Genomic DNA, 15,191 nt, shown 5'->3' with positions numbered 1-15,191 from the left:
TTGTTCGCGAGGCGGTGCTTCTGGTCTACCGCGTCATGGCCCTCGCCAACAAGTTGGCTCCTACAGATCGAGTCTCAACCCTCGAGTCTGGAAAGCCGCTCCTCCAGCGCCGCCACTCGCGCTTCAAGCTCATCGATTCGCTCCGACGTCGCCGAACCACCGGACGAGCGCTCCGACGACGGATTCTGCCGTGCCGCCAGAATGGCTTCCATGTCCGCCGGATCACCGAGGGCGTGCATGTAGCGGTCCTCGCGCTGCCCGGCCTGTTTCGGAATCAACACCGCCAACCCTCGGCCAATCAGGCGTTCGAGCTGATGCACGACCTGATCGGCATCTTCGAATTCGTGCATGCGGTTGCTGCGGGTGAGCAGTTCGTTGACGGTCTGCGGGCCACGCAAAAACAGTAAACCGCTGAGGATGGCCTGAGCAGGCACCAGCTCAAGGGTTTTGTCGACGCGATGCTCCCAGCGATCGGCGCGGCTGCCCATCACCAGACGGGTTAACTGATGACCTTCCAGCGCGCGCAAACTTTGACCGACCTGACCCTGGGTGAGGTTCATCACCGGGTCGCGGCTGGTCTTCTGATTGCAGGCCAGCACCAGCGCGTTGACGGTCAGCGGATAGGTTTCAGGGTTGGTGGCCTGCTTCTCTAACAGACAGCCGAGAATTCTCACCTCTGTGCTGTTGAGTTGCAGCTTGCCTTCGACGTCTGCGGCATTTTCTGGATTCGGCTCGTTGGACATGGCGCATTCCCTGGACGTTGAAAAGGCTATGAGGGTAGGGGCACGATGATGTAAAAGACAAGCCGCGTTCGCATGTTCGACGTGCTCATTCTTGCGACTCACCACACCAGGAACCGTTATGACCATCTCCCTGTACGCCGCTTCCATTCCTGTCTTCAAGCAAATGCTCACCTCTCTGGGCGCCGTTCTGGCCAAGGCCGAAGCCCACGCCACCGAGAAAAAAATCCAGCCTGACGCACTGCTGCAATCGCGTCTGTACCCGGACATGCTGCCGCTGATTCGTCAGGTGCAGATCGCTGTCGACTTCTCCAAAGGCGCCACCGCACGCCTGGCCAACATTGAAATCCCGAAATACGAGGACACCGAAGCCTCCTTCGCTGATCTGCAAGCACTGTTGGCCAAGGCTCTGGCGTTCATCGGCAGCGTGACGCCTGAGCAGATCGATGGCAACGAAGACCTCGACATCGTGCTGCGTCCCGGCACGCCGAACGAGAAGCACCTCAAGGCCCAGCCTTATCTGCTGCATTACTCGCTGCCGCAGTTCTTCTTCCACGTGACTACCGCCTATGACCTGTTGCGTCACGGTGGCGTGGAAATCGGCAAGCGCGATTACATGGGTTCGTTCTAAGCGGCTGACCGGCGCGCCAAGCCGAATTGTTGCGCCACACGCCTGAACCCGCAGCACCCAACCGCTGCCTGAATACTCAGGCAGCGGTTTTTGCTTTATTGCCGGCGCTGTGCGTCGGTTGATCAGTCAGTAAACAGCTCCCGTCGAGCGCCTTCGGTGATCGCCACGATGCCGGGGTGCTTGACCTTGCGCTCGACCGAGATCGCGTAAAACGATTCGGTCACTGCATCGGTCTGGCCAATCATTTCCACGTCGTACTGCGCCATCACTTCGTCGGCGATCACGCTGGGCGCCATGAATATCCCGCTCCCTGACTTGCCGAACGCCTTCATCAAGGCGCTGTCATCGAATTCGCCAACAATCTTCGGCTGGATCTTCTGCTCCGCGAACCAGCGCATCAGACGGCTGCGCAATACGGTCAACTGACCGGGAATCAGCAACGGCGCCCCTTGCATCCCCTGTGGGAAGTCTTGCCCGTACTGCTGCGCCAGGGCTTTGGTGGCGAAAAAGCTCACGCCACATTCGCCGAGCTTCTGGCTGTAGCCCTTGATGTCCAGGTGCGAGGGCATGGGGCTGTCGGAAATCACAAGGTCCAGTCGCTGGATCGCCAGGTCTGCCAGCAAGCGCTCAAGTTGGTCTTCCCGGCAGGTGATACGCATGGGTTCGCTCAGCTCCATGGTCGGGGCGATCAAGCGATAGACGATAGATTTGGGAACCACGTCGGCGACGCCCACCCGAAACAGAATTTGCTGCTCATCCGGCTGAGTGCGTAGCAAGGCTTCTAGCTCGTCCCCCAGTTGAAACATCTGCTCGGCATAGGGCAGGGCGAGACGTCCGGCTTCGGTGAGCTCAAGCTGACGACCGACGCGTTTGAATAGATCCACGCCAAACGTCTGCTCCAGCAGGCTGATTTGTCCGCTGATGGTTTGCGGCGTAAGGTTCAGCTGTTCGCAGGCGCGCACAATGCTGCCGGTTTTGGCTACAACCCAGAAGTAATGCAGCTGTCGGTAATTAAGCATGGAAACTGTCACTTCGTGAAAACCGAAGTATAGCGCTTAAAAATACGAGTTTTCCTGAAGTGTTTGCCTCACTAGAATGCGCGCTATCTCATTGGACCGATCAAGGCTATTTGCGTATGGAATATCTTCTGGAACTGGCTGCAAGCCCCGCCGCGTGGGTAGCGTTGGCGACCCTGGTGGTTATGGAAATCGTGCTGGGTATCGACAACCTGATTTTTATCTCGATCCTCACCAATAAGCTACCAGTGCATCAGCGTACCAAGGCGCGGCGCATTGGTATCAGCATGGCGCTGATCCTGCGTCTGGGCTTGCTCAGCACCGTGGCCTGGATCGTTCAGTTGACGGCTCCGGTGATCGAAGTCTTCGGCCAGACCTTCTCCTGGAAAGACATGATCCTGATCGCCGGTGGTCTGTTCTTGCTCTGGAAAGCTACGACAGAGATCCACCACAGCGTCGATATCAAGACGGAGGAAGAGAAAACCTTGTCTTCCACCGTCACGCTGGGTATGGCGGCTGCCATTGGTCAGATCCTGATGCTGGACCTGGTGTTCTCCATCGACAGTATCGTCACTGCGGTGGGCATGACCGAGCACTTGCCGATCATGGTGATCGCGGTAGTCGCTGCTGTGGTGGTGATGTTGGTGGCGTCGGAGCCGTTGGCTAAATTCATCAACGACAACCCGACCGTGGTGATGCTGGCGCTGGGCTTCTTGATCATGATCGGCATGACGCTCATCGCTGAAGGCTTCGGTGCCCATGTGCCAAAAGGCTATGTGTATGCCGCGATGGCGTTCTCGGCGCTGATTGAAGTGCTGAACATGCTGGCGCGACGCTCCAAGCAAAAAAGCCTGGCCGAAGAGAAAGCCGCGCAGAAAGTCTGATTCATAGGGGCAAACAAAACGGTCGGGATGGGAAACCATCACCGACCGTTTTTTGTTTCATAGCCTGCGGTAGCGTCGCGCCGCCCATGTCCTCAATGGAGCGGCACAGATTTGTTTTTCCCGATATTCAGGGGTGCAGGCGGTACGGCATTGCTTTGATAGTGCGGATGATGACGGCGAGAAATTCTCAACACGCCCCACAACATGGCCCCTGCAACGGCCAACCAGCCCAAGACTAGCATCACAATAATCATCCCGAGACTCATACGTCCCCCCGGCGCCAGTGCCATTTCTTCGTCTTAATAACCGACAGTCTAGTACGGGCTATGTTGCGGGAAATTGACCAGTGGCTGATTGGCATGACCGTTTTGATCTATCACCCGCCGTTCACTGCGCATTGGCGCTATACCGAATCGACGGGCGGCTCTATGATCGGCCTCCAGATCGGGCGGCAGGTTGCCCGAGGTTCTTACAAGCCTTCGTACAAGTGAGTAATGACGTGTCGGTATTATCTGGATTTCGTGCTGTCAGGCTGCATCGCAACGGGTGGGCATTGGCTATGGTGATGGCGCTCGTTGGGTGCGCGACCAACGTCGAACCAGAATACAAGCGCTTGCCGGACCGGGTGGAAATCAACTCAGTGCCTTTCTTCCGAGGCGACGATTTCCAGAGTGCTCCCGGTGCGCTGGCGGGCATGTTGGCCGCACGTAATGTGCAAATAACTCCAGGGTTGGTCGAGAAGCCGCTAAAGCTGCCGGGCGGCGAAGCGAAGCTTGATCAGAGCATGCCGAACCTGGCGCGCGAATATGGATTTGTGGTGTATCCGCTGGATGACACGCTGCCTGCACTGCTGGCGCAGGTCTCGGCCGGATTCCCGGTGATGGTGCGGTTTTCCGAAGGCTCGGTGTGGTGGAAGCAGCCACGTTATGGGGTGTTGATTGGCTTCAATCAGCGCAAGCGAACGGTGGTCCTGCACGCTGGGCAAAATCGCCGGATGCTCATGAGCTTTGACGAATTCACCTCGGCGTGGAATAACGCGGGCAGTTGGGCAATTTTGATCCAGGGCCCTCGTCAAGTCCCGGCTGCGGTGGACCGTGAACGCTGGCTCAAGGCTGCCAATGAACTGGCTCAAGCCGGACAGGAGCAAGCGGCAGGCGAAGCAGTCAAGGCGATCAACAGCGCCCGTTGATGGGCGTTTCGGCAACAAAAAACGGCGCCCTCTATGGCGCCGTTTTTGTGCTTTAAACGTCTTAAAACCCCAGTTTGTCCCGCAGGCTGTAGTACCAGGCGCCCAACGCTGTGAGCGGGGTGCGCAGCAATTGACCGCCGGGGAAGGGGTAGTGTGGCAGGCTGGCGAAGGCATCGAAACGTTCGGCCTGACCGCGCAATGCCTGGGCCAGAACCTTGCCCGCCAAGTGGGTATACGTCACGCCGTGGCCGCTGCAGCCTTGGGAGTAATAGATGTTGTCACCCAGTCGGCCTACTTGCGGCAAGCGCGACAGCGTCAGCAGGAAATTACCGGTCCAGGCGTAATCGATTTTCACGTCCTTGAGCTGCGGGAACGCCTTGAGCATCTTCGGACGGATGATCGCCTCGATGTTCGCGGGGTCCCGGGCGCCGTAGACCACGCCGCCGCCGAATATAAGGCGCTTATCGGCTGTGAGACGGTAGTAATCTAGTAAATAATTGCAGTCTTCGACGCAGTAGTCCTGAGGCAACAAGCTATTGGCCAGCGCATCACTCAGTGGTTCGGTGGCGATGACCTGGCTGCCGCACGGCATCGATTTGGCCGCCAGCTCGGGGACAAGATTGCCCAGATAGGCATTGCCGGCGACGATGACAAACTTCGCTCGCACCCGACCTTGTTCAGTATGTACCACTGGATTGGCCCCACGCTCGATGCGAATGGCGGCCGATTGTTCGTGAATCACACCGCCCAGAGACTCCACTGCGGCAGCTTCGCCCAAGGCCAGATTGAGCGGGTGAATGTGCCCGCCGCTCATGTCCAGCAGGCCACCGATGTACTGCTCGCAGCCCACGACTTCTCGAATCCTGCGCTGATCCAGCAATTCAAGTTGCGTGTGGCCGAAACGCTCCCAGAGTTTTTTTTGCCCCTCAAGATGACCCATCTGTTTAGGAGTCAGCGCCGCGAACACGCCGCCATCTTTCAGGTCGCACTGGATCTGGTATTTCGCCACGCGCTCACGAATGATACCGGCGCCCTCAAACGCCATCTGACCCAGCAACTGAGCTTGTTTGGGACCGACAGTGCGTTCGATGACGTCGATATCGCGGCTGTAGCTGTTGACGATCTGCCCGCCATTACGACCCGATGCGCCGAACCCGACCCTGGCGGCTTCCAGAATGGTGACGCTGAAGCCGGCTTCGAGGAGAAACAGGGCGCTGGACAGACCGGTGTAGCCTGCGCCGATGATGCACACGTCTGTCTGCACCTCGCCCTGCAGCGCGGGTCGGCCTGGCGCTGCGTTGGCCGATGCCGCGTAGTAAGACGCTGGATATGCAGTGTTCGCCATCCTGAAACCCCGTTTTATATTTTTTACGAATGCACCGATCCTACCTGAGAAGAAATCTTGCCACCAGCCAGGCGCAGCAACTCATCGCTGTGGTGTATTCCATAAAAAGGTTGCTGATTCAGAGGCTTACAGCTAAAAACAGATTGACAAAAAAACTGCCGCCGGTAGGATGCGCCCCCACAGCAGGCGCGTAGCTCAGTTGGTTAGAGCACCACCTTGACATGGTGGGGGTCGTCAGTTCGAGTCTGATCGCGCCTACCAAACAAAATCCACTCTGCTGGTGGTGCAGAAAGGCGACCTGAAAGGGTCGCCTTTTTTGTGTGCGTTCCAGAACGTTACCATTAGGTACAGCCGAAATCTGCTGCCCGCCATAACTGCTCGCAAGAGTGTGCAACTCTGAATTGTCCACCTGCTCGGCGCCGTTCTGGATCCCACAGAGCCTGCTTGCATTGATCCAACTAAACGCATAGTCTCTCCCAAAATGGGAGAGAGTGCTGTAGATGCGGGTTATTGCGAAAAGCACCCTGGTGAATTTTTGGAAAAAGCCGGGGTACGAAGATGCCAGGGCGTCGTTAGAAAGCTGGCATGACACTGTGTTGAGAGCGAACTGGAAGATACCCCAAGACGTTAAAGATCAGATCGGTAATGCCAGCATCTGCGGTAACAACCGCGTGGTATTCAACATCGGCGGTAACAAGTATCGGCTGGTTGTGGAGATGCAATATCGAGCAGGTATTGCTTGGGTGAAATTCATCGGCACGCATCAGCGCTACGACGGTATAGACGTGGAGACGATCAATGAATATTAAGCCTATCCGCAATGACGAAGACCTTCATATTGCCTTTAAGCGGCTTGAGGCTATCTTTCAGGCCGAAGCCGGAACTCCCGAGGCCGATGAGATGGAAGTGCTTGTCACACTGATCGAGGTGTATGAGAACAAGCATTATCCGATTCAGGCGGCGGACCCCATTGAAGCGATCAAATTTCGCATGGATCAACAGGGTTTGACCCCGCGCGATCTTGAGCAGTACATAGGGACGAGCGGGCGAGTGTCGGAAGTATTGAATGGCAAACGACGCCTGAGTTTGGCAATGATCAGGCGCCTTCATGACGGACTGCGAATTCCCTATGAATCTCTTCTGGCCGGAGCCGCCTAGGCGCCGAAGGGTTGAATTAGTGGGTCGTCAGTTCGAGTCTGATCGCGCCTACCAAACAAAATCCACTCTGCTGGTGGTACAGAAAGGCGACCTGAAAGGGTCGCCTTTTTTTGCACAAAAAAAAGCCCGGTGCAAAACCAGGCTTTCGGTTAAACGCTCTGTGATCAGCCGCCAGCGCCGCCGACTCCCGAACCCGACGAACCGCTCGATCCGCTGCTTTTAGAATCAGTGCCACCCGAGCCGCCAGCATCATTACCGCTTCCGGTGCCGTTGCTCATTGAGCCTGTGCCCAGACCAGTACCCGCTCCGGTGCTGTCACCGCCAGCCTGGATGCCGCCCCGACTGGTGTCATTGCCTTGAGTACGAGGGTCGGCGCCGGTTTGTGACGCTGGCGCGCCCATTGACGGTGAAGTCGGCGCGTTCACACCTGCAAGCGCAGTGACAGATGCGGCGCAACACAGGCCTGTGAGCGCACAGGCAGCCAATAACTTGTTCATCAGGTGACTCTCCTTGTTGTGAGGTCTTTACCTAACTTTTGGCCCTGATTTGCCATCATTGGTGCGATGCTGGCGACGAACGGTCCATTCCTGTTCCATGCGGTCTGCTCGTGTCTCTAAAAATCATCCAACGCATTTTCGACTGCCGGGGTAAAGATTTCCGCGTCGCCAAGGCGCCCTTCGATCTGGCTGGACAAGTAATAGGCTCCGGCCAACACACCGGTTTGCTGTTCCTCGATCAGGCGGCGTTTCTTTTCGGACAATGCCGCATATAGGCTTTGGCGCAGTTGGTTCTCCATTTCGGCGCGTTCGCTTTGGTGGGTGATCGCGCCAAATCCGGCCATGCCGACCGAGATAGCCAGCCCGGCCACTCGACCCACTGCAGCCGCCACGGCGCTGGCGATCCCGCGTGGGGCGAGGCTGGCTTCAAGTTTCTCGCTGGAATGAATGGCAATCGAAGAGATGCCAGGGTCTGTTGCCACCGAGCCTCCCGCAGCGCGATGCACGTGATCAATCAGCGCGAGGTAGGCGGGCAATTCTTCCAGCGGCTGGGCGTGAATCAATGTGTAGAGTGAGGCGTTGGCGTTGGCGTTGGCGTTGCCGTTGCCGTTGCCGGCAGCGTTCAAGCCTATGGCGGGTATGTCTCTGAGATGTTCGTCGAATTGCTCGGCCGGAATATTGAAACGCAGAGGAAAGCTCTGAATCCGCTCGCCCACAAGCTTGACGTAGTAACGCGTGGCTTTGGCCATGATTGCGTCCGGGTCAATGTTTTTGGCCACAGGTTCAAGCACTTGTTCGTGGTACTGATCCTGAAGATAGGCATCAAGCCGTTGCGCGGGTGTCAGGGCCTCTTTGCCGCCGCTGACCTTGTACCAGGTGACTTTCAATGTCAGCCACTGTTGGGTCCAGTAACCGGTGAACCAGGGGATGAACTCGGCTTCTGTGCGCTGATACACCTGATCCATCCAAGCATCCATCGACTGTATGGCATAGCGTTTGACCGGCCCCATCGCTTCTTGGGAGGCGATAAAAATCTGCTGATCGATTTGCCGCCAGGTGAATGGCGAAACCTGCACGGGCGAGGCCGGGGGAGGGTGCGTGGAGGCGCAACCGGTCAGTATCAGCAACAAGATAATGATCACGCGGGTGTTCACAAGAACCCTCCCATGCACGCGCAGTGATGGCCATCAGTTCCTTGCTGCAAGGAAATCGCCACCCGACCTGCGCAAGCTGCGCACGGGGATAGGGTGTGCGTAGCTCGGCTCGGTGTCAGGAGTATAGGAGGGGGCTGACGTGTTCAAACATCGCGCTGCTGCGCGGTGGTTCAGCGCACTCTCGGACACAGGGTAAAGCACTCGAAAAAATTCGCATATTCATAGGCTTAGTGCGCGAAAAAGACGTTGACACACTTCTTAATATCCGTAGAATGCCGACCCACAGCAGGCGCGTAGCTCAGTTGGTTAGAGCACCACCTTGACATGGTGGGGGTCGTCAGTTCGAGTCTGATCGCGCCTACCAAACAAAATCCGCTACTGCTGGCGGTCTAGAAAGGCTCACCGAAAGGTGGGCCTTTTTTGTTTCTGCAAAACGGCTAACCGCTCACATCCCTGTGATCCGGATTTACAGCCAGCCCTGTATTACTCCGCCTTGCCTCGAATGATCCGACCTGCTTTGACCTCGTCGGCGTAGGCCTTGAGCCTGTCCGCATCTTTGTACAGCTGATTCATCAGGTGCAGGACCGCAACAACGTCGACGTCCTTCACGCGTTCGGCCAAGCGGCTGATTTCGCCCGCCGTGCGTTCCAGGTTGCCCGCCACGCTGTAGAGCTCGCGCTTCAATTCGATTGATGACTTTTTCAGCCCCACTTCATTCTCCTGAAAACAGTTGAGGATTGCCGCGTACCGAGTGCGCGTCGTAGCGACCCTGTAAGGGCGCCGCGCACTATAACGCACGGCGCCCGCGTGCGGTTTAAGCAGGACGGAGCCGTCGCAACAATTCTAAAAACCGGATTATTTGAAATGCACGCTGGACCTTTTGCCACGATGCGCGATCATCAGTGCATGGAAATCCAAAGGAGGTGTGTATGTTTACTCGGTCACTGACCCTTGCCGTCCTGTTCGCTGTCAGCGCTCCGTTGCTGGCTGCCGACAGCGATACCCCACTGGCCCAAGAGCGTGGCAAGACGCGTCCGCTGATCATTATTGCCTCCAGCACGGTGGACCCGACGCTGGTGAGCCTGAAAAAAAACCTGGATGAACCCGCCAACCGTGAAGCCTTCGTCAAGCGCGACATGGTCCTCTACACCATCATCAATACCATCGGCCAGCGCAACGGCAAGGACATGGACGCCCAGAGCACCATGGCGCTGATTCGTGAACTCAAACTTGGGGTCAAACCGCAGACTCAGGCCCAGGTGATTCTGGTCGGCAAAGACGGCGAGAAAAAAATCGACCATTCCGGTCCGATCGACCCGAAAGAAATCTTCGGCACCATCGATCAAATGCCGATGGCCGAAAAAGAGGCCGCAGCCGCAGCCGCAGCACCCGCTCCAGCCGCCGCCGAACCCAAGGCCGCACCGGCCGGCAAACCAGGCAAAGCCGGGAAGGGCGCAGCACCGGCCGCACCCGCTCCAGCGCTCGATGACTGATCAACTGCGCAGCCAGCAGGGCCAACGCGCGGATGAGCGCGCCTTCGGCCTTGCTGCTAAGATCGCTCCCTTTTTTACGGCAGGGAATGACATGAAACAGTGGGCGGGAGTGGCAGCACTGATGATGCTGACAGGTTGCATGAGTTTGAGTCAGACCCGCTCGGCAGGGCCTGTCCAGGAATATTCCAGCCGCAAACCTGCCGCTGCCGTGGCTGAGTGCATCAAGGTCACATGGGCCGATGTGCAGATGTTCGGCGATGTGGCTGATGTGTTCCAGAAAACCAATGGACCGGGTGATTTCACTGTCTACACGACCGAAGGCGTGTATTTCGCGGACGTCGTGGGCAAAGGCGCTTCGACCCATATCAGTTTCTATGCAAAGCCGAGTGCTTCTGTCAAAGAACAACGGGGCGCGGTAGTCGCGACCTGCTTGTAACGGCTAATCCCGACAACCAAAAAACCGGCGTATCAGCCGGTTTTTTTATAGCTTGAGAACTGCGGTCTTACATGGGCGGCGTCACGCCGTTCTCACCCGCAGAAATCGACAAAGCGCTGAATGCGCCATCAGCCGCCTTTTGCGCCTGCATCACGATCTTCACGCCAGGCTTGAGCAGGGCCCGATCACCGGGTACCAGATTGACGATCGGCACGTCATCCGGAATGACGATCTTCTTCTGACCGCCCTTGTAGTTCACTGTGATGGTGCGCCCGTTGCTGGTGACCAGATCGCCCACCGAGCCATTGGTCATGGTGCTGTCCTTGCCCAGATCGAAGGCTCGGTGGCCGTCTCCAGTGCCGGCCAGTTCAGGGGGGAAGACGTGAATTTCCAGTGCCTTCAACGTGCCGTCCGGCAAAGGCACAGCGGCTGAGCCGATATAACTGCCGGGTTTGATTTGCGACACTTCACCCAGCGTCACTCCGCGCACCAGCGTGTCTTTTGTGAGGTTGACTTCCAGGTCTTCGCCGCCTTTGGTGCGCACCCGCATCAGATCGCCATCGAGCGCCGTGATCGCTCCTCTGACCCGTGTTGGCGGCCCATCCTGTGCCTGTGACGGGCTGGTCATCATCAGGGCGCTGGCCAGCAGGCTCGAGATCAAAAGGGTGTCGCGCACTCGCTTGCTTATTATCGTCTTCATCGCTGGAGGGGTCCCTGAGTGGTCATTGTCGGCAGAGCTTACACCTCAACGCCTGGCTGGCTTCATGACAAAACCGTCAGCTCCTGCTGAGAAGCGGCAACAGGAGCGATGCTTCAGTGTTTTGCCATGTCCCATATATAGGGATATAAAATCATATATTGAATCGCTCGAAACCCTCGTTTATGGTCGTTCCACGGATACCGTGACAAGCGTTCGCCAAACCCTGCGCCTTCGCTTGCGACAATAAAGATAATAAGAGGGCGTTCCATGTCCAACTCCATCGAGGCAACTCTGCGTGCCAGCACCATCAGCCGGCTTAATCTGAAACTGATCCCGTTTCTGATGCTGCTGTACATGGTTGCCTACATCGACAAATCAAATATCTCCGTCGCAGCCCTGCAAATGAACGCGGAGTTGAGCCTGACCGCGCGCATGTACGGCATTGGCGTCGGGCTGTTTTTCCTCACTTATATTCTGCTCGAAGTCCCCAGCAGCCTGATTCTCACCAAGGTCGGCGCGCGGCGCTGGATCGCGCGAATCATGATCACTTGGGGCATTGTCGCGGCGGGCATGAGCCTGGTGCAGAGCGCCAATCAGTTGTACGTGATGCGGCTGCTGCTCGGCGCCGCCGAGGCCGGTTTCACCCCCGGCATCATTTACTACCTGTCCCAGTGGTATCCGCGCAGCGACCGGGCACGGGCGATGTCGTTCTTCTATATCGGCGCGGCGCTGGCATCGGTGATTGGCTTGCCGCTGTCGGGTGCGTTTCTGCATATGGACGGCTTTTTCGGGGTCAGTGGCTGGCGCTGGCTGTTCCTGCTGGAGGGTATTCCCGCCGCGATCCTTGGCATCGTGGTGCTCAGGTATTTGCCCGACGATCCTGAAAAGACTCAGTGGCTCAATCCCGAACAGAAAAAATGGTTGAGCCGCACTATGAGTCAGGAGCAGGCCGGCACTGCCATTTCCCATCACGACGCCTGGCATGTGGCGTTCCGCAATCGTCGGGTGTGGCTGCTCAGTCTGTTCTGGCTGCTGCAAGCGTTCGGCACTATTGGCATCACGCTGTTCCTGCCGTTGATCGTGCAATCGGTCTCCAAGCAAGGTTCGTTCACGGTCAGCGTCATGTCGGCGCTGCCGTTCCTGGTGGCGTGCGTGCTGATGTATTTCAACGGCCGTCATTCTGATAAGACCGGTGAGCGCGGCCGTCATCTGGGCGTGCCGCTGTTGGCGGCGGGTGTGCTGTTGGCGGTGGCAGTGTTCAGTGGCAATGCCTGGCTGGCGTATGGGCTGCTGGTGCTCGCGGTCGGTCTGAACTGGGCAGCGACACCGGTGTTCTGGGCGACCACTACGGAGTATCTGTCCGGGCCTGCGGCCGCAGTGTCGATTGCGCTGATCAACTCCATCGCCAACCTGGCCGGGCTGGGTTTGCCACCGGTCATGGGCTGGATGAAAGACGTCACTGACAACTATGACTACGCGTTGCTGATGGTGGCGGGGGCGTTGTTGGCGGGTGGGGTGCTGGGGATTTACCTGGGGGCGGGGAAGGTTCATCAGGTGGTGCATGACACGCCTGCTGCTAATCGCGAGCAGGGCGCCAAAGCAGGTTAAATGACTTCTGCAGGAGCGAATTCATTCGCGAGACAAAAAGACCGGGGACAGGTTTATTTACGGTGAAGCGTTGTAAATAAGTCAGTCCCCTCCACTTGGATGCTTTACGCCCTCATGGTCGGCGGCAAATCCATCAGCTTGTCCAGCGTGATCGGCAGACTGCGAATCCGTTTGCCGGTGGCGTGCGCCACTGCGTTGGCAACCGCTGCTGCCAACCCGGTGATGCCGATTTCACCAATGCCCCGGGCGCCAAACTCGTTGAGCGCCAGGTCTGGGTAATCCAGCAGAATGACCTCGATTTCCGGCTGATCGGCATGCACCGGCACCACGTATTCGGCGTAGTTGTCGTTGACCGGCATACCGTTGCGCTCGTCGTAGTCAGTCCCTTCGAACAATGCCATGCCGACGCCCATCACAATCGCGCCTTCGACCTGATTGCGTGAGGTCTTGTCGTTGATCACCTTGCCCACGTCAATCGCACTGACCACACGGGACACGCGCAAGCGCGAAATGCCCGGGTCCCAACGCACTTCGACAAAATGCACACCGAAGGAGCGGAACGAATGTTTGCTGGTGTCGTTCATACCGGTCTTCGCTTCACCGAACGCGCTGGACTGCTTCTGCGCCTTGAGCACATCGACGATCCCGAAGGATTTTCCTGCGCCCTTGAGCTGGCCCTGCTCGAAGCTGATCTCCTCAGACTTGGTCCCGGCGAGCACGCCTTTGGGTGCAGTCGAAAACGCCTTCAACTGCTCGATAGCCTGACGCGTGCCTTCGGCAATCGCCGGTAAGACGCTGGCTGTGGCCCACGAACCCCCTGACACCGGCGCGGGCGGAAACGACGAATTGCCCAGCTCGACTTCAATCTTGTCCAGATCAATGCCCGTGATGCTGCTGACCACTTGGGCGATGATCGTGTACGTGCCGGTGCCGATGTCCTGCACGCCGCAGATCGCATAGGCCGTGCCGTCCGCGCGCAATGAAACCTGCGCCTCCGCTGGCGTGCGGTAGGCATCCCAGTTACACGCCGCCATGCCGTAACCGATGATTTCAGTGCCGTCCTTCATTGAGCCCGGCGTCGGGTTGCGCTTGCTCCAGCCGAACTGCTCGGCGGCCTTATCGATGCACTCCTGCAAGTGGTTGCTCGACCACGGCAGGTTCTGGCTTTCGTCCCGATCAGCGACGTTGAGCTTGCGAAATGCCAGCGGGTCCATGCCGATTTTGTCCGCCATCTCGTCCATTGCCGATTCGAGGGCGAACAGCCCCGGTGCTGCGCCGGGTGCGCGCATGGAGGTTGGCGTGCCGCGATTGACCTCGATGATCTTGTGACTGACCAACACGTTGGGGCAGCTGTAGAGACTCTTGGTCGAGGTGCCGCAATTTTCCTTGTACGGATCGGTGAAGGAGGTGGTGTTGATCGACTCGTGACTCACCGACACCAGCTTGCCTTTGTCATCGGTTGCCAGGCGCAGGCGTTGCTGGGTTTCCGGGCGATGGCCGGTGGTGGAAAACATTTGCTGTCGCGGCACCACCAATTGCACCGGGCGGCCGAGCACTTTAGCGGCGCCACACGCAGCGACCGAATGCGGCCAGATCCACAGTTTGCTGCCGAAGCCCGAACCAATGAACGGCGCCCGCACTTCGACCTTTTCAGGCACCAACCCGAAGATTTTCGCCAATGAGTTGCGATGAGCAACCACGCCTTGGGACGCCTCATAGACGATCAATCGGCCGTCTTCCCAACTGGCGACAGTGGCGTGCATTTCCATCGGGTTGTGGGTTTCGACCGGGGTGGTGTAGGTCGCGTCGATGCTGTGGCTAGCGGCGGTGAATGCCGCGCCCGCGTCGCCGCGTTTATGACCGGGGCTGCCATCCTGCAAGGCGCCTGCTTTCATCCCCTGCTCAAGATTGGCGACGGCGTTGGTCTTGCTGTAGCTGACATTGATTTTGTAGGCAGCGGCCCGAGCGTGCTCGAAGGTATCGGCCACGACCAAAGCAACGAATTGCCCGGCGTAATACACCGTTTCGTCTTCGAACGGCAGGCGGCTTTCGTCCGATTTGGCGGCCGTGAGAATCTTGGCGAACGACATCGGCAACGCGGAGTTGTGATACAGCGCAGGGAAGTTGCCGTGGTGAAAGATGTCCAGCACGCCCGGGGATTTGCGCGCGGCATCCAGGTCCAGGCCAGTGATCTTGCCGCTGGCGATGGTGCTGAACACGCCATACCCGTAGGCCATGTTTTTCAAGTGGTGGTCGGAGGCGTACATCGCCTCGCCAGACACCTTGCGACGACCGTCGATGCGACGAGGGCCAGCGCCAATGATTGCTTCAGTCATAAGC

17 protein-coding genes and 2 tRNA genes are annotated in these 15,191 nt (G+C 58.0%); 10 read left to right on the top strand and 9 right to left on the bottom strand.

The genetic code is table 11. The features are described 5' to 3' along the window. Positions 1–74: 74 nt before the first annotated feature. Complete coding sequence (locus ACWKV9_RS26870; protein ID WP_483839140.1) at positions 75–743, bottom strand: YceH family protein; 669 nt, start codon at positions 741–743, stop codon at positions 75–77. 118 nt (positions 744–861) lie between these two features. On the opposite strand from ACWKV9_RS26870, the gene ACWKV9_RS26865 reads away from it, so the two are divergent. After that, entirely contained in the window at positions 862–1,371 is a 510-nt protein-coding gene (locus tag ACWKV9_RS26865) for a DUF1993 domain-containing protein (protein ID WP_483839139.1), read from the top strand. Positions 1,372–1,493: 122 nt separating this feature from the next. Here the strand turns inward: ACWKV9_RS26865 and nhaR are convergent, their stop codons facing one another. Beyond that, entirely contained in the window at positions 1,494–2,390 is an 897-nt protein-coding gene (gene nhaR / locus ACWKV9_RS26860) for a transcriptional activator NhaR (protein WP_483839138.1), read from the bottom strand. 116 nt (positions 2,391–2,506) lie between these two features. On the opposite strand from nhaR, the gene ACWKV9_RS26855 reads away from it, so the two are divergent. Together ACWKV9_RS26855 and ACWKV9_RS26850 are read left to right on the top strand one after the other, a co-directional pair. Beyond that, entirely contained in the window at positions 2,507–3,271 is a 765-nt protein-coding gene (locus tag ACWKV9_RS26855; protein ID WP_483839137.1) for a TerC family protein, read from the top strand. Between the two features lie 559 nt (positions 3,272–3,830). Then, positions 3,831–4,460, top strand: a complete 630-nt coding sequence (locus tag ACWKV9_RS26850; protein WP_483839169.1) for a peptidase C39 family protein — start codon at positions 3,831–3,833, stop codon at positions 4,458–4,460. A gap of 61 nt (positions 4,461–4,521) precedes the next feature. Here the strand turns inward: ACWKV9_RS26850 and ACWKV9_RS26845 are convergent, their stop codons facing one another. Then, positions 4,522–5,805: an NAD(P)/FAD-dependent oxidoreductase gene (locus tag ACWKV9_RS26845; protein WP_483839136.1), complete on the bottom strand. Its 1,284-nt coding sequence runs from the start codon at positions 5,803–5,805 to the stop codon at positions 4,522–4,524. Between the two features lie 184 nt (positions 5,806–5,989). Here ACWKV9_RS26845 and ACWKV9_RS26840 point away from each other — a divergent pair. The 3 genes from ACWKV9_RS26840 (at position 5,990) to ACWKV9_RS26830 (ending at position 6,963) form a co-directional block, all read left to right on the top strand. Continuing rightward, positions 5,990–6,066: transfer RNA gene (locus ACWKV9_RS26840), tRNA-Val, on the top strand. A 239-nt stretch (positions 6,067–6,305) separates the two neighbouring features. Then, the gene (locus ACWKV9_RS26835; RefSeq protein WP_483839135.1) at positions 6,306–6,614 is read left to right on the top strand and encodes a type II toxin-antitoxin system HigB family toxin; all 309 of its coding nucleotides are present in this window, start codon (positions 6,306–6,308) and stop codon (positions 6,612–6,614) included. Next, positions 6,604–6,963 carry a helix-turn-helix domain-containing protein gene (locus tag ACWKV9_RS26830; protein ID WP_483839134.1) on the top strand — a complete coding sequence of 120 codons (360 nt, stop codon included), beginning with the start codon at positions 6,604–6,606 and terminating at the stop codon, positions 6,961–6,963. The genes ACWKV9_RS26835 and ACWKV9_RS26830 overlap by 11 nt, the downstream gene beginning before the upstream one ends. A 164-nt stretch (positions 6,964–7,127) precedes the next feature. Here ACWKV9_RS26830 and ACWKV9_RS26825 read toward each other — a convergent pair whose 3' ends face one another. Further along, positions 7,128–7,460, bottom strand: coding sequence for a hypothetical protein (locus ACWKV9_RS26825; RefSeq protein WP_483839133.1), 333 nt, complete (start codon positions 7,458–7,460; stop codon positions 7,128–7,130). A gap of 116 nt (positions 7,461–7,576) precedes the next feature. Continuing rightward, positions 7,577–8,614: a hypothetical protein gene (locus tag ACWKV9_RS26820; protein ID WP_483839132.1), complete on the bottom strand. Its 1,038-nt coding sequence runs from the start codon at positions 8,612–8,614 to the stop codon at positions 7,577–7,579. Positions 8,615–8,901: 287 nt separating this feature from the next. Between ACWKV9_RS26820 and ACWKV9_RS26815 the strand changes: the two genes are divergently transcribed. Beyond that, a tRNA-Val gene (locus tag ACWKV9_RS26815) sits at positions 8,902–8,978 on the top strand. A gap of 119 nt (positions 8,979–9,097) precedes the next feature. On the opposite strand, the gene ACWKV9_RS26810 is transcribed toward ACWKV9_RS26815, so the two are convergent. Continuing rightward, positions 9,098–9,325, bottom strand: a complete 228-nt coding sequence (locus tag ACWKV9_RS26810; RefSeq protein WP_483839131.1) for a hypothetical protein — start codon at positions 9,323–9,325, stop codon at positions 9,098–9,100. Positions 9,326–9,543: 218 nt separating this feature from the next. On the opposite strand from ACWKV9_RS26810, the gene ACWKV9_RS26805 reads away from it, so the two are divergent. Both ACWKV9_RS26805 and ACWKV9_RS26800 read left to right on the top strand, forming a co-directional pair. Then, positions 9,544–10,107, top strand: coding sequence for a DUF4174 domain-containing protein (locus ACWKV9_RS26805; RefSeq protein ID WP_483839130.1), 564 nt, complete (start codon positions 9,544–9,546; stop codon positions 10,105–10,107). Between the two features lie 91 nt (positions 10,108–10,198). Beyond that, positions 10,199–10,543 (top strand): 2-oxoacid ferredoxin oxidoreductase, encoded by a 345-nt coding sequence (locus tag ACWKV9_RS26800; RefSeq protein ID WP_483839129.1) that lies wholly within the window; start codon positions 10,199–10,201, stop codon positions 10,541–10,543. Between the two features lie 67 nt (positions 10,544–10,610). Here the strand turns inward: ACWKV9_RS26800 and ACWKV9_RS26795 are convergent, their stop codons facing one another. Both ACWKV9_RS26795 and ACWKV9_RS26790 read right to left on the bottom strand, forming a co-directional pair. Then, positions 10,611–11,243 carry a hypothetical protein gene (locus ACWKV9_RS26795; RefSeq protein WP_483839128.1) on the bottom strand — a complete coding sequence of 211 codons (633 nt, stop codon included), beginning with the start codon at positions 11,241–11,243 and terminating at the stop codon, positions 10,611–10,613. 113 nt (positions 11,244–11,356) lie between these two features. Continuing rightward, positions 11,357–11,512 (bottom strand): hypothetical protein, encoded by a 156-nt coding sequence (locus ACWKV9_RS26790; RefSeq protein ID WP_483839127.1) that lies wholly within the window; start codon positions 11,510–11,512, stop codon positions 11,357–11,359. Between ACWKV9_RS26790 and ACWKV9_RS26785 the strand changes: the two genes are divergently transcribed. Then, the gene (locus ACWKV9_RS26785; RefSeq protein WP_483839126.1) at positions 11,511–12,851 is read left to right on the top strand and encodes an MFS transporter; all 1,341 of its coding nucleotides are present in this window, start codon (positions 11,511–11,513) and stop codon (positions 12,849–12,851) included. The two genes, ACWKV9_RS26790 and ACWKV9_RS26785, sit on opposite strands and share 2 nt — an antisense overlap. A gap of 104 nt (positions 12,852–12,955) precedes the next feature. On the opposite strand, the gene ACWKV9_RS26780 is transcribed toward ACWKV9_RS26785, so the two are convergent. Next, positions 12,956–15,187 carry a xanthine dehydrogenase family protein molybdopterin-binding subunit gene (locus tag ACWKV9_RS26780; protein WP_483839125.1) on the bottom strand — a complete coding sequence of 744 codons (2,232 nt, stop codon included), beginning with the start codon at positions 15,185–15,187 and terminating at the stop codon, positions 12,956–12,958. Positions 15,188–15,191: the final 4 nt, after the last annotated feature.

It is taken from the genome of Pseudomonas corni, from assembly GCF_057128765.1.
This window is presented reverse-complemented; position numbering and strand designations above follow the sequence as displayed.

Coding starts and splice junctions, on each gene's coding strand:
- ACWKV9_RS26870 (WP_483839140.1), bottom strand. CDS start 743: ATGTCCAACGAGCCGAATCCAGAAAATGCCGCAGACGTCGAAGGCAAG.
- ACWKV9_RS26865 (WP_483839139.1), top strand. CDS start 862: ATGACCATCTCCCTGTACGCCGCTTCCATTCCTGTCTTCAAGCAAATG.
- nhaR (WP_483839138.1), bottom strand. CDS start 2,390: ATGCTTAATTACCGACAGCTGCATTACTTCTGGGTTGTAGCCAAAACC.
- ACWKV9_RS26855 (WP_483839137.1), top strand. CDS start 2,507: ATGGAATATCTTCTGGAACTGGCTGCAAGCCCCGCCGCGTGGGTAGCG.
- ACWKV9_RS26850 (WP_483839169.1), top strand. CDS start 3,831: ATGGTGATGGCGCTCGTTGGGTGCGCGACCAACGTCGAACCAGAATAC.
- ACWKV9_RS26845 (WP_483839136.1), bottom strand. CDS start 5,805: ATGGCGAACACTGCATATCCAGCGTCTTACTACGCGGCATCGGCCAAC.
- ACWKV9_RS26835 (WP_483839135.1), top strand. CDS start 6,306: ATGCGGGTTATTGCGAAAAGCACCCTGGTGAATTTTTGGAAAAAGCCG.
- ACWKV9_RS26830 (WP_483839134.1), top strand. CDS start 6,604: ATGAATATTAAGCCTATCCGCAATGACGAAGACCTTCATATTGCCTTT.
- ACWKV9_RS26825 (WP_483839133.1), bottom strand. CDS start 7,460: ATGAACAAGTTATTGGCTGCCTGTGCGCTCACAGGCCTGTGTTGCGCC.
- ACWKV9_RS26805 (WP_483839130.1), top strand. CDS start 9,544: ATGTTTACTCGGTCACTGACCCTTGCCGTCCTGTTCGCTGTCAGCGCT.
- ACWKV9_RS26800 (WP_483839129.1), top strand. CDS start 10,199: ATGAAACAGTGGGCGGGAGTGGCAGCACTGATGATGCTGACAGGTTGC.
- ACWKV9_RS26795 (WP_483839128.1), bottom strand. CDS start 11,243: ATGAAGACGATAATAAGCAAGCGAGTGCGCGACACCCTTTTGATCTCG.
- ACWKV9_RS26785 (WP_483839126.1), top strand. CDS start 11,511: ATGTCCAACTCCATCGAGGCAACTCTGCGTGCCAGCACCATCAGCCGG.
- ACWKV9_RS26790 (WP_483839127.1), bottom strand. CDS start 11,512: ATGGAACGCCCTCTTATTATCTTTATTGTCGCAAGCGAAGGCGCAGGG.
- ACWKV9_RS26780 (WP_483839125.1), bottom strand. CDS start 15,187: ATGACTGAAGCAATCATTGGCGCTGGCCCTCGTCGCATCGACGGTCGT.